The organism is Bradyrhizobium ontarionense (assembly GCF_021088345.1).
Classification (GTDB): Bacteria; Pseudomonadota; Alphaproteobacteria; order Rhizobiales; family Xanthobacteraceae; genus Bradyrhizobium; species Bradyrhizobium ontarionense.
Genome location: NZ_CP088156.1, coordinates 1763687 through 1780344 on the forward strand (window position 1 = coordinate 1763687; position 16658 = coordinate 1780344).

Below are 16658 nucleotides of genomic sequence, written 5' to 3' on the forward strand. Positions count from 1 at the left end.
ATCATCGGCGCGGCCGAATGGGAAAAACATAAGTGGTCGCGCCAGTGCCCGGCAGCGAAAAGTGCCACCACTCCCCGGCATAGTTCACAAAACCTTGCCGCGCCATCACCGCGACCAACTCGTTGCGCCAGCGGCGCTGCTCCGGTGTCAGGTCCTGCGCGGCGGTATGAGCCTTCACGTCGGAACAATCGTAGCCGGTTCCCATGTCGACGCTGCCCTCCGGCGCACGTAGCGCCACCGGTGCCGTGCAGTCCGCGTAGTCCTTGGCCGGATCGAACACCGCGGAATTGTCGGCCGCGAGCTCGACCAGCGTGAGATCGAGCGCCGCACCGGTCGAATGGCCGGAACGCACGGCGATGTAGCCAAGACGGAACAGGTCCTGTTTGGCAATGCGCGGGTTGTAGCGGCGACCGGCCGTGGTCTCGACGCCGTCCTGCGACCACGCCAGCATCTCCGCAATGGCACGCACCGGCCGGTAGCAGTCGAGCATCTTCAGCGACAGGCCGCGCGGCCGCAGCCCGGACTGAGCAGCCTTCAGCCGCAGTGCCACGTCACGCGTCACGATGCATTCGGCCGCCTCGTAGCCCGGCAAAGGACGCCCGACGAAATTGTTGCTGCCGGCATAACGGATGTCCTGGATGATCGTCGGATCGATGTCGCGGAGATAGACGAAATCGGCCGGCAACGCGGCCGCGCAGGCCGGCACGATGGCTGCCAGCAGGATGAGGGCATATCGGAGCGGACCTCTCGCGGCGATGGATCGCCAGCCCGCGGTTTGGAGCCCCCTGAGAGGCTCGGTAGACGGAACGGGGGATAACTCGGAACACCGGCATTGGGCCTTGCCCCCTATGGAAACCGCGCCTATAGCTCTGGCTTTAATGGCAACCTCTCCGAAATCGACTTTCGTCCTCGGGCACCGGCATTTGCTGGGAATCGAGGGCCTTTCCGCCCACGACATCACCGGTCTCCTCGATCTGTCCGAGGAATATGTCGAACTGAATCGTCAGGTCGACAAGAAGCGCACGGTGCTGCGCGGCCGTACCCAGGTCAACCTGTTCTTCGAGGCCTCGACGCGGACCCAGTCCTCGTTCGAGATCGCGGGCAAGCGGCTCGGCGCCGACGTCATGAACATGTCGGTGTCGTCCTCGTCCATGCGCAAGGGCGAGACCCTGATGGACACCGCGGTCACCCTCAACGCGATGCATCCGGACATCCTGGTGGTCCGCCACCATGCCTCAGGTGCCGTTGAACTGTTGGCCCGCAAGGTCGACGGCTCCGTGATCAATGCCGGCGACGGTGCGCATGAGCATCCGACCCAGGCGCTGCTCGACGCGCTCACGATCCGCCGCAACAAGGGTCGCATCGAGGGGCTGGTGATCGCGATCTGCGGCGACGTGCTGCATTCGCGCGTGGCGCGGTCCAACATCCTGCTGCTCAACACCATGGGCGCGCGCGTCCGCGTGGTCGCGCCCTCCACCTTGCTGCCGCCCGGCATCGAGCGGATGGGCGTCGAAGTCGCCCGCGACATGCGCGAGGGCCTCAACGGCGCCGACATCGTGATGATGCTGCGGCTGCAGCGCGAGCGCATGAATGGCTCCTTCGTGCCGTCATCGTCGGAATATTTCCAGTATTTCGGACTCGACCAGAAGAAGCTCGCTTATGCCAAGCCCGACGCGCTGGTGATGCATCCCGGCCCGATGAATCGCGGCGTCGAGATCGAGTCCATCGTTGCGGATGGCGCGCAATCGCTGATCCGGGAACAGGTCGAAATGGGTGTAGCCGTACGCATGGCCGTGCTCGAGGCGCTGGCCCGCAACCTGCCCAACGCGTGATACAGAAGTCGGGACGAAACGCCATGCTGACCGATCGCCGCCCGATCCTGCTCGCCAACGCGCGCGTCATCGATCCTTCCTGCGACCTCGACAGCCCCGGTGACCTGCTCATCGCCGACGGCGTCATCCGCGACCTCAAGCGCGGCATCGGCGCCGCCGGCGTGCCCGAGGGCACTGACGTCATCAACTGCGCCGGCAAGATCGTCGCCCCCGGCCTGATCGACATGTGCGCCTTCGTCGGCGAGCCCGGCCTCGGCCATCGCGAGACCTTTGCCAGCGCCAGCCAGGCCGCCGCGACCGGCGGCATCACCACCATCATCTGCCAGCCCGGCACCGAGCCTGTCATCGACAATTCGGCCACCGTCGACTTCGTGCTGCGGCGCGCCCGCGACACAGCGATCGTCAACATCCAGCCGATGGCGGCGCTGACCAAGGGCCTGCGCGGCGAGGAGATGACCGAGATCGGGCTGCTGCGCGCCGCCGGCGCGGTCGCCTTCTCCAACGGTCATACCAGCGTGATGAACGCGCAGGTGATGCGCCGCGCGCTGACCTATGCCCGGGATTTCGACGCGCTGATCGTGCACCACACCGAGGATCCGGACCTCGTCGGCGAAGGCGTCATGAACGAGGGCGAGTTCGCCTCGCGGCTCGGCCTGGAGGGCATTCCGCCTGCCGCGGAGGCCGTGGTGCTCGAGCGCGACATGCGTCTCGTCGCGCTCAGCAAGAGCCGTTATCACGCGGCCGCGCTCAGCTCGGTCGACTCGCTCGACGTGCTCAGGCGTGCGCGCGAGGCAGGCCTTGCCGTCAGCGCGTCGGTCTCGATCAACCACGTGACCTTGAACGAGAACGACATCGGCCCCTACCGTACCTTCCTGAAGCTGACGCCGCCGCTGCGCACCGAGACCGACCGCCGCGCGCTGGTCGAGGCGCTGGCGTCAGGCCTCATCGACGTCATCATGTCGGACCACACGCCGCAGGACGTCGAGGTCAAGCGGCTGCCGTTCGCGGAGGCTGCGAGCGGCGCGGTCGGCCTCGAGACGATGCTGCCCGCAGCGCTGCGGCTCGTACACAATGGCGAGCTCAGCTGGACGACGCTGATCCGCGCGATGTCGACGCGGCCCGCGGAGCTGCTCGGCCTGCCCGGCGGCACCTTGCGCGCGGGCGCACCGGCCGACATCATCGTGATCGATCCGGACGTGCCCTGGATTCTTGATCCGGCCGACCTCAAATCGCTGTGCAAGAACACGCCGTTCGACGAGGCCCGCTTCACCGGCCGCGTGGTTCGCACCATCGTCGGCGGCCGCACCGTGTTCGAACATGTCTGACGCACGGCGTCGCGCGGAAGGAGTTGTGTGATGGCATCCGAAGCCTTTCTGCCCGTCGCTCTCATCATCGGCTATCTCCTGGGATCGATCCCGTTCGGCCTGATCCTGACCCGCCTCGCCGGCACCCAGGATCTGCGCAGCATCGGCTCCGGCAACATCGGCGCCACCAACGTGCTGCGCACCGGGCGCAAGGGGCTCGCGGCGGCCACGCTGCTCGGCGATGCACTCAAGGGCACCGCGGCCGTCATCATCGCCGGCTATCTCGGCGGCCCGAATGCCGAGATGGTCGCGGGCCTCGGCGCCTTCCTCGGACATTTGTTCCCGGTGTGGCTGAAATTCCGCGGCGGCAAGGGCGTTGCGGTCTACATCGGTATTCTGCTCGGGCTGTTCTGGCCTGCCGCCATCTTCTTCTGCTTGGTGTGGCTCGCGACCGCGTTCGCGCTCCGCTACTCATCACTCGCCGCGCTCGCCGCGAGCGTGCTGACGCCGATCGTGCTGTGGGCTTTCGGTCACACGGCGCTTGCTGCCTTATTTGCCTTGCTCACACTGTTGCTCATTTACATGCACCGCGAAAACATCAAGCGATTGCAGGCCGGCACCGAGAGCAAGATCGGCGCGAAGAAGTAGTCACTCCGGACAAATACGGAAAATCTGTGTTGCGCCCTGATATTTGCAGAGGCTGCGCAGCAACACCGGCGCGCGATCAGCTAATAAGTTAACGAGAGACTCTGGCGTGAATCATGATTGCCTGTCATGATTCCTGCATGTGGTTACGCAAGACCAATTCAAGCGGTTCGCCGGCCACGCGCGACGACCGCACGCATGAGGAGCCGGCGCAGCAAGCAGCTGCCCCGGTGCGCTCCAGCGCCAGTGCCCTTCTCTCCGCCGCCCAGATCTGGTCGACGGATAGTTCGTTCGGCTCCACGAGCCCTGCGGCCGAGCCCACGCCAGCGGCGCTGTCAGAGCCTGTCCCATGCGCCCTCGAACCAGCGCTCGAGGTTCCATCGACCGAGAGTGCTCCCGCCGAGATCGCGCCTGCCGTAGCGGACCCGATCGTGGCGGACCCGATCGTAGTTGCGATCCCTGCAGCCGCCATTTCGGAGCCCAAACTCTCGGATACTCCCGAGCGATCGCTCGCGGAGACCATCGCCACCGTCACGCTGCCGCCACCGCCGCGGATCTGGCCGCCGCGCAAGCTATCGCTGGCGCTGCAGGGCGGCGGCACGTTCTCGGCCTTCACCTGGGGCGTGCTCGAGCGTCTGCTGGAGGAGCCCGGTTGCGACTTCGACACGATCAGCGGGGCCAGCGCAGGCGCCATCCATGCGGCGCTGCTCGCCAGCGGGCTCGCCGAAGGCGGCCGCGAAGCTGCACGGGCCCTGCTCGCACGCTTCTGGAACGGAATGATCGACGAGGCCTCGTTCCGCTCGCTGATGCTGCTCGGAAGCTTCTCGCCCGCCAGCAGCGCGGTGTCGTTCGGTTCGGCGCTGCGCAGTGGGCGCGCCGACCCACTCGACCTCGATCCGCTGCGCGACATGCTCGTCGGCACGATCAACTTCGACGCAGTGCAGAGCGCTGCGGCGCCGCGCCTCCTGATCGCCGCCACGCGGGTGCGCGACGGCCAGCCGCAGATCTTCCGCAACGCCGACATCACGCCGGACGTGCTGCTGGCTTCGACCTGCGCTCCCCAGCTCCACGGCGCGGTCGACATCGACGGCGACGCCTATTGGGACGGCGGCTACGGTGCCAACCCACCGATCATCTCCGTCGCTCATGAGTCCAGCGCGGCCGATCTGCTGGTCGTCAAGGTCACGCCCGCGCGCGACGACGACATTCCGGTGACCGCGGCTGCGATCGATCGTCGTCTCGACCAGATCACCGCCAACGCGGTGCTCAACGCCGAACTCGCGGCCCTGGAATGGGCGCGCAGCGATGGCCTGCACCCGCCGCGCGTCCATCGGCTCGCGGCCGAAGACGAGATCGAGGCGCTCGCCCAGCACAGCGCGACAGACTTCGGCAGCGGCTTCATCGAGATGCTGCATCAGCGCGGGCGCGCGGCTGCCGATCGCTGGCTGCAGGACGCTCCCGCCGGGACCACGCTGGCGATCCCCGACAAGCGCCCGGTCTTTCCGTCGGAGAACGCGCTCGAAATCGTTCCCGCCTGAACGGCCGGCGTAGCGCCCAGGTGGCGCTCCCCCCTTCCCTGCGCGGTCGGGTTGCTTCATGCTGCTGACCGGCAGGGGTCGGCATGGACGCAATCAATCCCATCATCGAGCTGAGCGAGGCCGAGCGGGTCGACCGTCTCCGGCTGATCCGCTCCGACAATGTCGGACCACGCACCTTCCGCTCGCTGCTCGATCATTTCGGCACCGCGCGCGCCGCCCTGGACCGCCTGCCGGATATGGCGCGCCGCGGCGGGGCGGCCCGGGTCGGCCGCATCTGCAGCAAGGACGAGGCGGCGGCCGAGCTCGCCGCCTGCCGCCAGCGCGACCTTCAGCTGCGCGCGCCGGGAGAGGACGGCTACCCGCCCCGTCTCGCGGCGTGCGAAGATGCGCCGCCGCTGCTCGTGACCAACGGCAGGCGCGATACCCTGATGCGTCCGATGATCGCCATCGTCGGCTCGCGCAACGCCTCGGCCGCCGGGCTCAAATTCGCCGGCCAGCTTGCGCACGAGCTTGGCCAGGCCGGCTTCGTCGTCATCTCCGGCCTTGCCCGCGGCATCGACCAGGCCGCCCATCGCGCGAGCGTCGCCAGCGGCACGGTCGCGGTCCTCGCCGGCGGCCACGACCGGATCTATCCGCCGGAGCACGTCGACCTGCTCGGCGCCATCGTCGCTGGCAATGGGGCTGCGATCTCGGAAATGCCGCTCGGACACGAGCCCCGGGCGCGCGATTTTCCCCGCCGCAACCGGTTGATCTCGGGCGCATCGCTGGGCGTGGTCGTCGTCGAGGCCGCGCATCGCTCGGGCTCGCTGATCACCGCCCGCATCGCCGGCGAACAGGGCCGCGAGGTGTTCGCCGTGCCGGGATCACCGCTCGATCCGCGCTCGGCCGGCACCAACGATCTGATCAAGCAGGGAGCGACACTGGTCACCGAGGCCGCCGACATCATCCAGGCGGTGGCGCCGATCATGGATCGCCCGCAGCCGGATCTGCTGCGCGAAGCCGACGACGAGTTGTTCGCGCCCGATCCCGAGAACCACGATCGCGACCAGATCATCGCCCTGCTTGGCCCGACACCGGTCTCGATCGACGACCTCATTCGACTGAGCGGCCTGTCGCCCGCGGTGCTGCGGATGGTGCTGCTCGAGCTCGAGCTCGCCGGCCGCCTGGAACGGCACGGCGGCGGGTTGGTGGCACTGATCTAGGATCGCGCGCTCACTGTCGATCACCGCGCAGGTCAAATCGCATCCGTGCGTCCTCGATCTGGTCCTGGTGCGCCATCGCCCATTCTCCCAGCGCCTTGACCGGACTCGACAATCCTCGCCCGAGGTCGGTGAGCTCATAATCGACGCGCGGCGGGATCGTCGGAAACACGGTCCGCGTCACCAGCCCGTCGCGCTCGAGGCCGCGCAGGGTCAGCGTCAGCATGCGCTGCGAGATGCCTCCCACGAGACGCTTGAGCTCGTTGAAGCGCTTGGGCCCGCCGCCCAGCATCATGATGACGAACACGCTCCATTTGTCGCCGACGCGCGCCAGAATCGACGCGACGCCGCGGCAATCATTGTGATCCGGCTGCATCGCCGGGGCAGGATCATCGCTGTTCGCAAGTGTCACGGATGTCACCGGGTTTCAAAAATGTGCGTTCTTGCGGGGTTACAGCACAGTCACTCATAGTGCGCCAGTTACAAACCAATACTGAGGTGACTGCCTATGACTCAACTCCTCCACGTCGATTCCAGCGTGCTCGGCCCCAATTCCGTCAGCCGCCAGGTGTCGGCCGCGGTCGTCGCACGCCTTCGCGAGGTCACGCCCGGGCTCGTGGTGACCTATCGGGACGTCGCGACGACCCCGCTGTCGCATCTGTCGGGCGCGCATGTCGCCATTGCGCACGGAGCGCCGGTGGAGGATCCGGCCGTGAAGGCGGACGTCGCAGCCGGCCAAGCGGTGCTGGAGGAGTTTCTCCGCGCCGACATCGTCGTGATCGGCGCACCGATGTACAATTTCTCGATCCCGAGCCAGCTGAAGGCCTGGATCGACCGCATCCTTGTCCCCGGCAAGACCTTCAAATATGGGCCGCAGGGTCCCGAGGGTCTCGCCGGCGCCAAGCGCGTCATCGTTGCAGTGTCGCGCGGCGGCTCTTACGGGCAAGCGCCGATGACGGCGCTCGAACATCTCGAAACCTATTTGAGGGGCGTGTTCGGCTTCATCGGCATCACCGCACCCGAGTTCATCGCGGCCGACGGCATCATGGCCGGCCCGGAGCAGCGCGCGCAGGCGCTTGCGAACGCGCTTCAAACCGCTGGCGATCTCGCCGCCTAAGGTTCTCCGGCGGCTGCCGAAGGGGTTCTCAGGCAGCCGCCGTTCAAGTCCCTGGTGAGGCCTCGCGGGCCACACCACGATCCGCTCGCGCTACCCGCGCTACCCGCGATAGATCGGCGCGCCTGCCGGCGAGCTGGTTGCGCCGCCATCGACGAACAGCTCCTGTCCCTGGATGTGCGCAGCTTCGTCGGAGGCGAGGAACAGCACCGTGTTGGCGATATTCTCGGGCTCGCCGATATGGCCGAGCGGCGTGGTCGCGCCGATCCGAGCCTCGAACTGTTTCTCCGCCTCGGGTGTTGCGACGGCAGCGCCCCAGATCGGTGTCCGGATAGCGCCCGGTGCAACCACGTTGACGCGGATGCCACGCGGCGACAGTTCTGACGCCAGCACCCGCGCCATCGCCCGCACGCCGGCCTTGCTGGCGGCATAGGCCGAATAGCCGGGGTTGCCGAGCACCGAGATCACCGAGCCGTTGAGGATGATGGAGGCGCCGTCGTTGAGATACGGCAGCGCGGCCTGCACCGTGAAGAACACGCCGGTCAGGTTGGTGCGGATCACCTGCTCGAACACCTCAGGCTTGGTAGCTCCGACCGGCGTCCCGCCGGGAATGCCGGCATTGGCGAACAGGATATCGAGCTTGCCAAATCGCTCCGCTGCGCGCGCGACGGCATCCTCGGTCGCAGCGATGTCCGTGGCGTCGGCGACCAGCGCCAGCGCGCTTGAGCCCAGTTCCCGGGCCGCAGCCTCCAGTCGCTTGGTATCGCGTCCGGTGATCGCCACCTTGGCGCCTTCCGCGACGAAGCGGCGGGCGGTCGCCAGCCCGATGCCGCTATTGCCGCCGGTAATCAGGGCCGTCTTGTTTGCAAGCCTCACGCCCGCCTCCATCTGGTTGCATTATTAAACTGTATGGCCTAGATACCGTTTTGGTTTTATAATGCAACCACACAAACTCGTGATCGCGCACGCGGTGCTGAGTGCCCCATGGCTCGGCTTCGATCAAAGAATGGAGGATCGGCGAATGGTCAAACGCACCAGCCTCGAAGGCAACGCCTGCCCGATCGCGCGGTCGCTGGACGCAATCGGCGACTGGTGGTCGCTTCTCATCATCCGCGAGGCGTTTCTCGGCGTTCGCCGTTTCAGCGCGTTCCAGCGCAGCCTCGGGCTGGCCAAGAACATCCTGACGGTACGGCTGCGGGCGCTGGTCGAGCGCGGGATTCTCGCGACCGAACCGGCCGCGGACGGCAGCTCGTATCGCGACTACGTCCTGACGCCGAAAGGCCGCGGCCTGTTTCCGATCCTGGTGGCGCTACGACAGTGGAGCGAGGAATTCGACGAGCACCCGGACGAGATCGCCACGATGCTAGTCGACCGCACGCATGGCCGCCCGGTGCGCAAGCTGCTTCTCTGTGCGGAGGACGGTACCGCCCTGGCGCCGGAGCAGACCACTCTGGCACAACGATGAGTCGGGCGCCTGTCAGCAGAGTCTGTGGCGGCTGCGCAGCCTGAGATGCTCCTCCGCCTCGAGGTGCGCCATGCGCAGCAGATAGTCGAGCATGTCCAGGTGATGGCGCTGGGCCAACTGTGCGAGGCTTGCCGTCACCTCGGCGATCATAGCCGCCGCGGCGTCGGGATCCTCCACCGTCGCCTCAACGTCAAGATCGCGATTGTCCGCTGCCTTGGCCAACAAATCTATCCAACATTGGGTATTTGACGGAAACGAACTTAAAAAGAGCACGGTTTCCTTCGTGCGGCGGAACCTGACATTCGTTTCAGTATGTCCGCGCGTCCTGCAAACGAATGTCAGAACCAAAGCTACACCAGAGTCTTGATTCTGCTAGTGTCTTTTGACCGTGACGTTCGTGAGCGAACCTGCGGCGAACTGGTACGAACGTCGGAGCCGGGACCCTGGCGCTCCTACAACCTGATAGGTACTTCGCGGCTCCAACGCAATCGACTTTCAACACCCCTCGATTTGACAGGAACCGCCTCACCACCCATGTTCGGGTCAACGAGCCCCGACGCGAATCCCGCGAAACCGGCTTCAATTCTTCCACTAAGCCATTGGAAATACATGAACATCGTCATCGTGGAGTCGCCTGCCAAGGCCAAGACGATCAACAAATATCTGGGCTCCTCCTATGAGGTTCTGGCGTCGTTCGGCCACGTCCGCGACCTCCCGGCCAAGAACGGTTCTGTCGATCCGGATGAGAATTTCCGCATGATCTGGGAGATCGACCCCAAGGCGGCCGGCCGACTCAACGACATTGCGAAGTCGCTCAAGGGTGCGGACCGACTGATTCTCGCCACCGACCCTGATCGCGAGGGCGAAGCGATCTCCTGGCACGTGCTGGAGGTGTTGAAGGAGAAGCGCGCGCTCAAGGATCAGAAGATCGAGCGCGTGGTGTTCAACGCCATCACCAAGCAGGCCGTCTCGGAGGCGATGAAGCATCCGCGCCAGATCGACGGTGCGCTGGTCGACGCCTATATGGCGCGCCGCGCCCTCGATTACCTCGTGGGCTTCACCTTGTCGCCGGTGCTGTGGCGCAAGCTGCCGGGCGCCCGCTCCGCCGGCCGCGTGCAGTCGGTGGCGCTGCGCCTGGTTTGTGATCGCGAGCTTGAGATCGAGAAGTTCGTCGCGCGCGAATACTGGTCACTGATCGCAACCCTGGCGACGCCGCGCGGCGACACCTTCGAGGCCCGCCTCATCGGCGCCGACGGCAAGAAGATCCAGCGGCTCGACATCGGCACCGGCGCGGAAGCGGAAGACTTCAAGACGGCGCTGAACGCGGCCAGCTTCGCGGTGACCTCCGTCGACGCCAAGCCGGCGCGGCGCAATCCGCAGGCCCCCTTCACGACGTCGACCCTGCAGCAGGAGGCGAGCCGCAAGCTCGGCTTCGCGCCGGCGCACACCATGCGCATCGCGCAGCGTCTCTATGAAGGCATCGACATCGGCGGCGAGACCACCGGTCTCATCACCTATATGCGAACCGACGGCGTGCAGATCGACGGCTCGGCGATCACCCAGGCGCGCAAGGTGATCGGCGAGATCTACGGCAACAAATATGTGCCGGACAGCCCGCGCCAGTACCAGACCAAGGCCAAGAACGCCCAGGAAGCGCACGAAGCGATCCGCCCGACCGACCTGTCGCGCAAGCCGGCCGACCTGCGCAAGCGGCTCGATGACGACCAGGCCAAGCTCTATGAGCTGATCTGGACCCGCACGATTGCGAGCCAGATGGAGTCGGCGGAGCTGGAGCGCACGACGGTCGACATCATCGCCAAGGCGGGTGCACGCACCTTGGAGCTGCGCGCCACCGGCCAGGTCATCAAGTTCGACGGCTTCCTCGCGCTCTACCAGGAAGGCCGCGACGACGAGGAGGACGAGGACGGCCGCCGCCTGCCGCAGATGAGCGCGGGCGAGCCGCTGAAGCGTCAGAACCTGTCCGTCACCCAGCACTTCACCGAGCCGCCGCCGCGCTTCTCCGAGGCGTCGCTGGTCAAGCGCATGGAGGAGCTCGGCATCGGTCGGCCCTCGACCTATGCCTCGATCCTGCAGGTGCTCAAGGATCGCGGCTATGTGAAGCTCGAGAAGAAGCGGCTGCACGGCGAGGACAAGGGCCGCGTCGTGATCGCGTTCCTGGAGAACTTCTTCCGCCGCTACGTCGAGTACGATTTCACGGCGGATCTCGAGGAGCAGCTCGACCGCGTCTCCAACAACGAGATCGCCTGGCAGCAGGTCCTGAAGGATTTCTGGACCGGCTTCATCGCCGCCGTCGACGACATCAAGGATCTGCGCGTCGCGCAGGTGCTCGACGCGCTCGACGAGATGCTCGGCCCGCACATCTATCCGCCGCGCGAGGATGGTGGCGACGTCCGGCAGTGCCCGACCTGCGGCACCGGACGGCTCAACCTGAAGGCCGGCAAGTTCGGCGCCTTCGTCGGCTGCTCCAACTATCCGGAATGCCGCTACACCCGGCCACTGGCGGCCGACAGCGAGGCCGCGGCCGACCGCATCCTCGGCCAGGATCCCGACACCGGGCTCGACGTCGCGGTCAAGGCCGGCCGTTTCGGCCCCTACATCCAGCTCGGCGAGCAGAAGGACTACGCCGAGGGCGAGAAGCCGAAGCGCGCCGGCATTCCGAAGGGTACGCAGCCCTCGGATGTCGATCTCGAGCTGGCGCTGAAGCTGCTGTCGCTGCCGCGTGAGATCGGAAAACACCCGGAGACCGGCCTGCCGATCACCGCGGGCCTCGGCCGCTTCGGGCCGTTCGTGAAGCACGACAAGACCTATGCGAGCCTGGAAGCCGGCGACGAGGTGTTCGACATCGGCCTCAACCGCGCGGTCACCCTGATCGCCGAGAAGATCGCAAAGGGGCCGAGCAAGCGCTTCGGCGCCGATCCGGGCAAGGCGCTCGGCGACCATCCGTCGCTCGGCGCCGTCGCCGTCAAGGCCGGCCGCTACGGCGCCTATGTCACCGCGGGCGGCGTCAACGCGACGATCCCCGGCGACAAGGAGAAGGATACGATCACCCTCGCCGAGGCGATCGCCCTGCTCGACGAGCGCGCCGCCAAGGGCGGCGGCAAGGCAAAGGCCAAGGGCAAGGCTGCGAAGCCGGCCAAGTCCGCCGGCAAGGCGGCCAAGCCGAAGGCCGGCGGCGACGACGACTCGCCGAAGCCCGTGAAGAAGGCGGTGGCCAAGAAGGCCGCGGCCAAGCCGAAATCAGAGTCCACCAGCAAGGCGCGCGCGCCTGTCGCCAAGGCTGCCAAGACATCGGCCAAGCCTGCGACGAAGGCGACGCCCAAGAAAAGCGCCGGCAAGGCCCGCGGATGAGAAAATGACCAAAGAGAGCGACATCGGCTTCCCCCCGCGGGAGGCCATCGTCGCCTTCATCCGTGCCAATCCGGGCAAGGTTGGCACCAAGGACATTGCCCGCGCATTCGGCCTGAAGAATGCCGATCGCGCCGCGCTCAAGCAGTTGCTGCGTGAGCTCGTCGCGGACGGCACCGTCAAGAAGGGCGGCCGCAAGACCATCATCGAGCCCGCGACGCTGCCGGCGACCTTGGTCGCCGACATCACCGGCCGCGACAGCGACGGCGAACTGATCGCCAAGCCCGCCGAGTGGGACGAGGCCGAACAGTCCGAGCCGCCGCGCATCCGCATCCATACGCCCCGTCACGCCAAGCCCGGCGCGACTGCAGGCGTCGGCGATAGAGCCCTGCTCCGTGTCGAGCCGATCAAGGATGCCGAAGGCGTCGCCTATCGCGGCCGCGTCCTCAAGGTGCTCGATCAGGCGCGCAATCGCGTGCTCGGCATTTTCAAAAGCACCCCCGCCGGCGGTGGGCGCTTGATCCCCGTCGACAAGAAGCAGGCCGGACGCGAGCTCTCGATCGCCCCTGGCGATACCAAGGACGCGAAAGACGGTGATCTCATCAGCGTCGACCTGCTGCGCGGCCGTGGTTACGGCCTGCCCGCGGGCCGCGTGAAGGAACGCTACGGCTCGGTCGCGACCGAGAAGGCGATCAGCCTGATCGCGATCCATGCCCACGAGATTCCGCTCGACTTCTCCGCGGCGGCCGTGGCGGAGGCCGAAGCCGCTGAGACGGCGAACCTGAAGGGCCGCGAGGATTGGCGCGAGCTGCCGCTAGTCACGATCGATCCGCCCGACGCCAAGGATCACGACGACGCCGTTCATGCCGAGCCTGATCCCGATCCCGACAACAAGGGCGGCTTCATTCTCCACGTCGCGATCGCCGACGTCGCCTACTACGTGCGGCCGGGATCGGCGCTCGATCGCGATGCACTCGTCCGGGGCAATTCGGTGTACTTCCCCGATCGCGTCGTGCCGATGCTGCCCGAGCGCATCTCCAACAATCTCTGTTCGCTGGTGCCAGGCGAGGCGCGCGGCGCGCTCGCCGTGCGCATGGTGATCGGCGCCGACGGCCGCAAGCGGTCACACTCGTTTCATCGCGTGCTGATGCGCTCGGCGGCCAAGCTGTCCTACGCGCAGGCGCAGGCCGCCATCGACGGCAAGCCAGACGACGTCACCGGTCCGCTGCTCGAGCCGATCCTGAAGCCGCTCTATGCGGCCTATGAGGTTGCCAAGCGCGGCCGCGACGCGCGCGATCCGCTCGACCTCGACATCCCCGAACGCAAGATCCTGCTCAACAAGGACGGCACCGTCGATCGCGTCGTCGTGCCGGAGCGCCTCGACGCCCACAGGCTGATCGAGGAGTTCATGATCTCGGCCAACGTCGCCGCGGCCGAACTGCTGGAGAAGAAGGCGCTGCCCTTGATCTACCGCGTGCATGACGAGCCGACGGTGGAGAAGATCCACGCACTGCAGGAATTCCTGAAGACGCTCGACGTGCCCTTCGCCAAGAGCGGTGCACTCAGGCCGTCGCTGTTCAACCGCGTGCTGACCCTGGTCGCCGGCCAGGACTACGAGCATCTCGTCAATGAGGTCGTGCTGCGCTCGCAGGCGCAGGCGGAATATTCGACGGACAACTACGGACATTTCGGCCTGAACCTGCGCCGCTATGCGCATTTCACCTCGCCGATCCGCCGCTACGCCGATCTCGTCGTGCATCGTGGCCTGCTGCGCGCGTTGAACCTCGGCGACGGCGCCCTGCCCGACAGCGAGACGCCGGATCATCTCGCCGAGGTCGCGGCGCAGATCTCGGTCACCGAGCGGCGCGCGATGAAGGCCGAGCGCGAGACCGCCGACCGCCTGATCGCCCATCATCTCGCCGACCGTGTCGGTGCCACCTTCCAGGGCCGCATCTCCGGCGTCACCCGGGCCGGCCTGTTCATCAAGCTCGACGAGACCGGCGCCGACGGCCTGGTTCCGATCCGAACCCTCGGCACGGAATATTTCGACTACGACGAGACCCGGCATGCGCTGATCGGCCAGCGCAGTGGTGCCATGCACCGGTTGGGTGACGTCGTCGACGTGCGTCTGGTAGAAGCTCAACCGGTGGCCGGTGCGCTGCGCTTCGAGCTGTTGACCCAGGCCGACGTGCTGGTGTCGCGCCACCCGCGCCGCGACCGCTCCAAGAGCAAGACGACCGTCAAGGCGAAGGCCAAGTCATCGAAGCGCGCCAAATCCGAGGCTCAGCCGAAGCACGGGACAAAGAGCCCCAAGGCGGAGACAAAACGCAAGCCCGGCACATCGAAGAAAGGCAGATCATGGACGCCATGAGTTCAACGCCCCAAGCCTTGACGCCCCAAGCCTTGACGCCCCAAGCATTGCCACCGCAAACCTGGACGCGTGACGCGGGCGCGGCCGAGAAGCGCAACGTATGGACGGCGATGAAGCGGGGCGCCCGCGGCCGCTGCCCGCGCTGCGGCGAAGGCAAGCTGTTTCGCGCCTTCCTGAAGGTTGCCGACAAATGCGACCGCTGCGGCCAGGACTTTTCCGGCCACCGCGCCGACGACCTGCCGGCCTATCTGGTGATCGTCATCGTCGGCCATATCATCGTGCCGCTCGTGCTCTCGATCGAGACCAACTACGCGCCGCCGATAGCGCTGCAGCTCGCGATCTATCTGCCGGTGACGCTGATCGCCTCGCTCGTGCTGCTGCAGCCGGTCAAGGGCGCCGTCGTCGGGCTGCAATGGGCATTCCGCATGCACGGCTTCGACGACAATCCGGTGGAAGGCATCCCGCCGGTGTGAACGACCAACAAACAAGAAAAAGCGGGGAGGATATGAGCGACACGGCACAGGCCACGGGCGCGCCGGCAGGCAAGCCCGCCGAGAAGGAAGCGGACCACCATCCCTACACCAAGCCCAGGGATGCGGCGACGCTGATCCTGGTCGACCGCAGCGGCGCGGTGCCGAAGGTGCTGGTCGGCAAGCGCCACGACAAGGTCGTGTTCATGCCCGGCAAGTTCGTCTTTCCCGGCGGTCGCGTCGACAAGACCGATCATCGCATCCCGGTCGCAGCGCCCATGCCGGCCGAGCTCGAAGCCAATCTATTCAAGGGCAAGCCGCAGACATCGGCCTCGCGCGCGAAGTCGCTGGCGATTGCCGCCATCCGCGAGGCCTGTGAGGAAACCGGCTTGTGCCTCGGACGCAAGGTCGACGGTCCTGCGCCCAATCTTGATGGTCGGCTTGAAGGTCCCTGGGCGCCGTTCGCGGACGCCAGCCTCCTGCCAGATCCCTCCAGCCTGTTCCTGATCGCGCGCGCCATCACCCCGCCCGGCCGCATCAAGCGCTTCGACACCCGCTTCTTCACCGCCGACGCCTCCGCCATCACCCACCGCGTCGACGGCGTCATCCACGCCGATGCCGAGCTGGTCGAGCTGGTCTGGGTCGAGCTCGGCTCCAAGCCGCTCGCCGACCTGCATCCGATGACCAGGAACGTTCTCAACGAGCTCGACAAGCGCCTCGCCACCGGCCCCCTGCGCCACGACGCGCCGGTCCCGTTCTTCCACTTCTATGGCGGCAAGATGCAGAAGGACGTGCTGGGCGGTTGATACTGAGGTCAAGGCGGCGCACCGCTTCAGTCATCAGTCGTGAACGATGGCGGTCGCCTCGATTTCAACTCGGGCGATGGCGGGCGTGAGACCTGCGACTTTCACGAGCGTGCTGGCTGGCCGAACCGCACCGAAGGCTTCGCTGCGCGCGCGGGCAACGCCGTCGGTATCCGCCATGTCGGTCACGTACACGACCGTCCGCACCACGTGACGGGGGTCCGCCCCTGCCTTCTGCAGGGCTTCAGCGACGATGCCAATCGCGCTCGTCGCTTGGCCATACGCATCGCGGTCCAAATCAGCACCACGCGCGGTCGTTCCAGAAACGAAGACCTGGTTGCCGACACGAACTGCGCGCGCATAGCCATAGGTGTCCTCGAAAGGATAGCCGGAGGAGACGCTGAGCCGCGGTTGTGGCATGTTGAATGCTCCCTGGTAAACGGCATGGGCTGAGCTCCGAGTGCGAAGCGCGCATCGTCGCAACGCATCCCCACGGCGACGTGAAGGCGGGTGCCGTCCATCGTTGCGTCAGCCTTATATACACAAGGACG

Annotated in this window: 16 protein-coding genes; 11 read left to right on the forward strand and 5 right to left on the reverse strand. The window is 66.6% G+C overall.

Annotated elements, in window-relative coordinates; all coding sequences use genetic code 11:
* Window position 1 precedes the first annotated feature (1 nt).
* Window positions 2-724: a M15 family metallopeptidase gene (locus LQG66_RS07925; RefSeq protein ID WP_425601332.1), complete on the reverse strand. Its 723-nt coding sequence runs from the start codon at window positions 722-724 to the stop codon at window positions 2-4.
* Between the two features lie 154 nt (window positions 725-878).
* Between LQG66_RS07925 and LQG66_RS07930 the strand changes: the two genes are divergently transcribed.
* The 5 genes from LQG66_RS07930 to dprA all read left to right on the forward strand — a co-directional run bounded on the left by LQG66_RS07930 (window position 879) and on the right by dprA (window position 6521).
* Window positions 879-1832 carry an aspartate carbamoyltransferase catalytic subunit gene (locus tag LQG66_RS07930; protein WP_231325127.1) on the forward strand — a complete coding sequence of 318 codons (954 nt, stop codon included), beginning with the start codon at window positions 879-881 and terminating at the stop codon, window positions 1830-1832.
* A 23-nt stretch (window positions 1833-1855) separates the two neighbouring features.
* Complete coding sequence (locus LQG66_RS07935; protein ID WP_231325130.1) at window positions 1856-3157, forward strand: dihydroorotase; 1302 nt, start codon at window positions 1856-1858, stop codon at window positions 3155-3157.
* Between the two features lie 30 nt (window positions 3158-3187).
* Window positions 3188-3784, forward strand: a complete 597-nt coding sequence (gene plsY / locus LQG66_RS07940) for a glycerol-3-phosphate 1-O-acyltransferase PlsY (RefSeq protein ID WP_231325131.1) — start codon at window positions 3188-3190, stop codon at window positions 3782-3784.
* Between the two features lie 137 nt (window positions 3785-3921).
* A complete protein-coding gene (locus LQG66_RS07945; protein ID WP_231325133.1) occupies window positions 3922-5319 on the forward strand; it encodes a patatin-like phospholipase family protein in 1398 nt (465 codons plus the stop codon).
* Window positions 5320-5402: 83 nt separating this feature from the next.
* Entirely contained in the window at window positions 5403-6521 is a 1119-nt protein-coding gene (gene dprA, locus LQG66_RS07950; protein WP_231325135.1) for a DNA-processing protein DprA, read from the forward strand.
* Between the two features lie 10 nt (window positions 6522-6531).
* Here dprA and LQG66_RS07955 read toward each other — a convergent pair whose 3' ends face one another.
* Window positions 6532-6894 carry a winged helix-turn-helix transcriptional regulator gene (locus tag LQG66_RS07955; RefSeq protein ID WP_231327723.1) on the reverse strand — a complete coding sequence of 121 codons (363 nt, stop codon included), beginning with the start codon at window positions 6892-6894 and terminating at the stop codon, window positions 6532-6534.
* A 132-nt stretch (window positions 6895-7026) separates the two neighbouring features.
* Here LQG66_RS07955 and LQG66_RS07960 point away from each other — a divergent pair, with 132 nt between their 5' ends.
* Entirely contained in the window at window positions 7027-7635 is a 609-nt protein-coding gene (locus LQG66_RS07960; RefSeq protein WP_231325138.1) for an FMN-dependent NADH-azoreductase, read from the forward strand.
* Between the two features lie 99 nt (window positions 7636-7734).
* Here the strand turns inward: LQG66_RS07960 and LQG66_RS07965 are convergent, their stop codons facing one another.
* Window positions 7735-8508 (reverse strand): SDR family oxidoreductase, encoded by a 774-nt coding sequence (locus LQG66_RS07965; RefSeq protein WP_231325140.1) that lies wholly within the window; start codon window positions 8506-8508, stop codon window positions 7735-7737.
* 145 nt (window positions 8509-8653) lie between these two features.
* On the opposite strand from LQG66_RS07965, the gene LQG66_RS07970 reads away from it, so the two are divergent.
* The gene (locus LQG66_RS07970; protein ID WP_231325143.1) at window positions 8654-9097 is read left to right on the forward strand and encodes a winged helix-turn-helix transcriptional regulator; all 444 of its coding nucleotides are present in this window, start codon (window positions 8654-8656) and stop codon (window positions 9095-9097) included.
* A gap of 12 nt (window positions 9098-9109) precedes the next feature.
* Here LQG66_RS07970 and LQG66_RS07975 read toward each other — a convergent pair whose 3' ends face one another.
* On the reverse strand, window positions 9110-9319 hold the full coding sequence (locus tag LQG66_RS07975) for a hypothetical protein (RefSeq protein WP_231328095.1): 210 nt from the start codon (window positions 9317-9319) through the stop codon (window positions 9110-9112).
* Window positions 9320-9706: 387 nt separating this feature from the next.
* Here LQG66_RS07975 and topA point away from each other — a divergent pair, with 387 nt between their 5' ends.
* Genes topA through LQG66_RS07995 form a run of 4 tightly spaced genes read left to right on the forward strand, consistent with a single transcriptional unit; the run spans window position 9707 to window position 16110 of the window.
* Window positions 9707-12466, forward strand: a complete 2760-nt coding sequence (topA, locus tag LQG66_RS07980; protein ID WP_231325145.1) for a type I DNA topoisomerase — start codon at window positions 9707-9709, stop codon at window positions 12464-12466.
* Window positions 12467-12470: 4 nt separating this feature from the next.
* Window positions 12471-14834 (forward strand): ribonuclease R, encoded by a 2364-nt coding sequence (gene rnr / locus LQG66_RS07985; RefSeq protein WP_231325147.1) that lies wholly within the window; start codon window positions 12471-12473, stop codon window positions 14832-14834.
* On the forward strand, window positions 14831-15307 hold the full coding sequence (locus LQG66_RS07990) for a DUF983 domain-containing protein (RefSeq protein ID WP_231325150.1): 477 nt from the start codon (window positions 14831-14833) through the stop codon (window positions 15305-15307). The genes rnr and LQG66_RS07990 overlap by 4 nt, the downstream gene beginning before the upstream one ends.
* Window positions 15308-15339: 32 nt before the next feature.
* Window positions 15340-16110: an NUDIX hydrolase gene (locus tag LQG66_RS07995; protein WP_231325152.1), complete on the forward strand. Its 771-nt coding sequence runs from the start codon at window positions 15340-15342 to the stop codon at window positions 16108-16110.
* Between the two features lie 33 nt (window positions 16111-16143).
* On the opposite strand, the gene LQG66_RS08000 is transcribed toward LQG66_RS07995, so the two are convergent.
* The gene (locus tag LQG66_RS08000; protein WP_231325154.1) at window positions 16144-16527 is read right to left on the reverse strand and encodes a Rid family hydrolase; all 384 of its coding nucleotides are present in this window, start codon (window positions 16525-16527) and stop codon (window positions 16144-16146) included.
* Window positions 16528-16658 lie beyond the last annotated feature (131 nt).

What these genes read in the sequence shown, in the direction of transcription:
- LQG66_RS07935 (WP_231325130.1), top strand. Translation starts at nt 1,856, where the DNA reads ATGCTGACCGATCGCCGCCCGATCCTGCTCGCCAACGCGCGCGTCATC.
- LQG66_RS07970 (WP_231325143.1), top strand. Translation starts at nt 8,654, where the DNA reads ATGGTCAAACGCACCAGCCTCGAAGGCAACGCCTGCCCGATCGCGCGG.
- dprA (WP_231325135.1), top strand. Translation starts at nt 5,403, where the DNA reads ATGGACGCAATCAATCCCATCATCGAGCTGAGCGAGGCCGAGCGGGTC.
- LQG66_RS07945 (WP_231325133.1), top strand. Translation starts at nt 3,922, where the DNA reads ATGTGGTTACGCAAGACCAATTCAAGCGGTTCGCCGGCCACGCGCGAC.
- LQG66_RS07990 (WP_231325150.1), top strand. Translation starts at nt 14,831, where the DNA reads ATGAGTTCAACGCCCCAAGCCTTGACGCCCCAAGCCTTGACGCCCCAA.
- topA (WP_231325145.1), top strand. Translation starts at nt 9,707, where the DNA reads ATGAACATCGTCATCGTGGAGTCGCCTGCCAAGGCCAAGACGATCAAC.
- LQG66_RS07955 (WP_231327723.1), bottom strand. Translation starts at nt 6,894, where the DNA reads ATGCAGCCGGATCACAATGATTGCCGCGGCGTCGCGTCGATTCTGGCG.
- LQG66_RS08000 (WP_231325154.1), bottom strand. Translation starts at nt 16,527, where the DNA reads ATGCCACAACCGCGGCTCAGCGTCTCCTCCGGCTATCCTTTCGAGGAC.
- LQG66_RS07930 (WP_231325127.1), top strand. Translation starts at nt 879, where the DNA reads ATGGCAACCTCTCCGAAATCGACTTTCGTCCTCGGGCACCGGCATTTG.
- LQG66_RS07960 (WP_231325138.1), top strand. Translation starts at nt 7,027, where the DNA reads ATGACTCAACTCCTCCACGTCGATTCCAGCGTGCTCGGCCCCAATTCC.
- LQG66_RS07995 (WP_231325152.1), top strand. Translation starts at nt 15,340, where the DNA reads ATGAGCGACACGGCACAGGCCACGGGCGCGCCGGCAGGCAAGCCCGCC.
- plsY (WP_231325131.1), top strand. Translation starts at nt 3,188, where the DNA reads ATGGCATCCGAAGCCTTTCTGCCCGTCGCTCTCATCATCGGCTATCTC.
- rnr (WP_231325147.1), top strand. Translation starts at nt 12,471, where the DNA reads ATGACCAAAGAGAGCGACATCGGCTTCCCCCCGCGGGAGGCCATCGTC.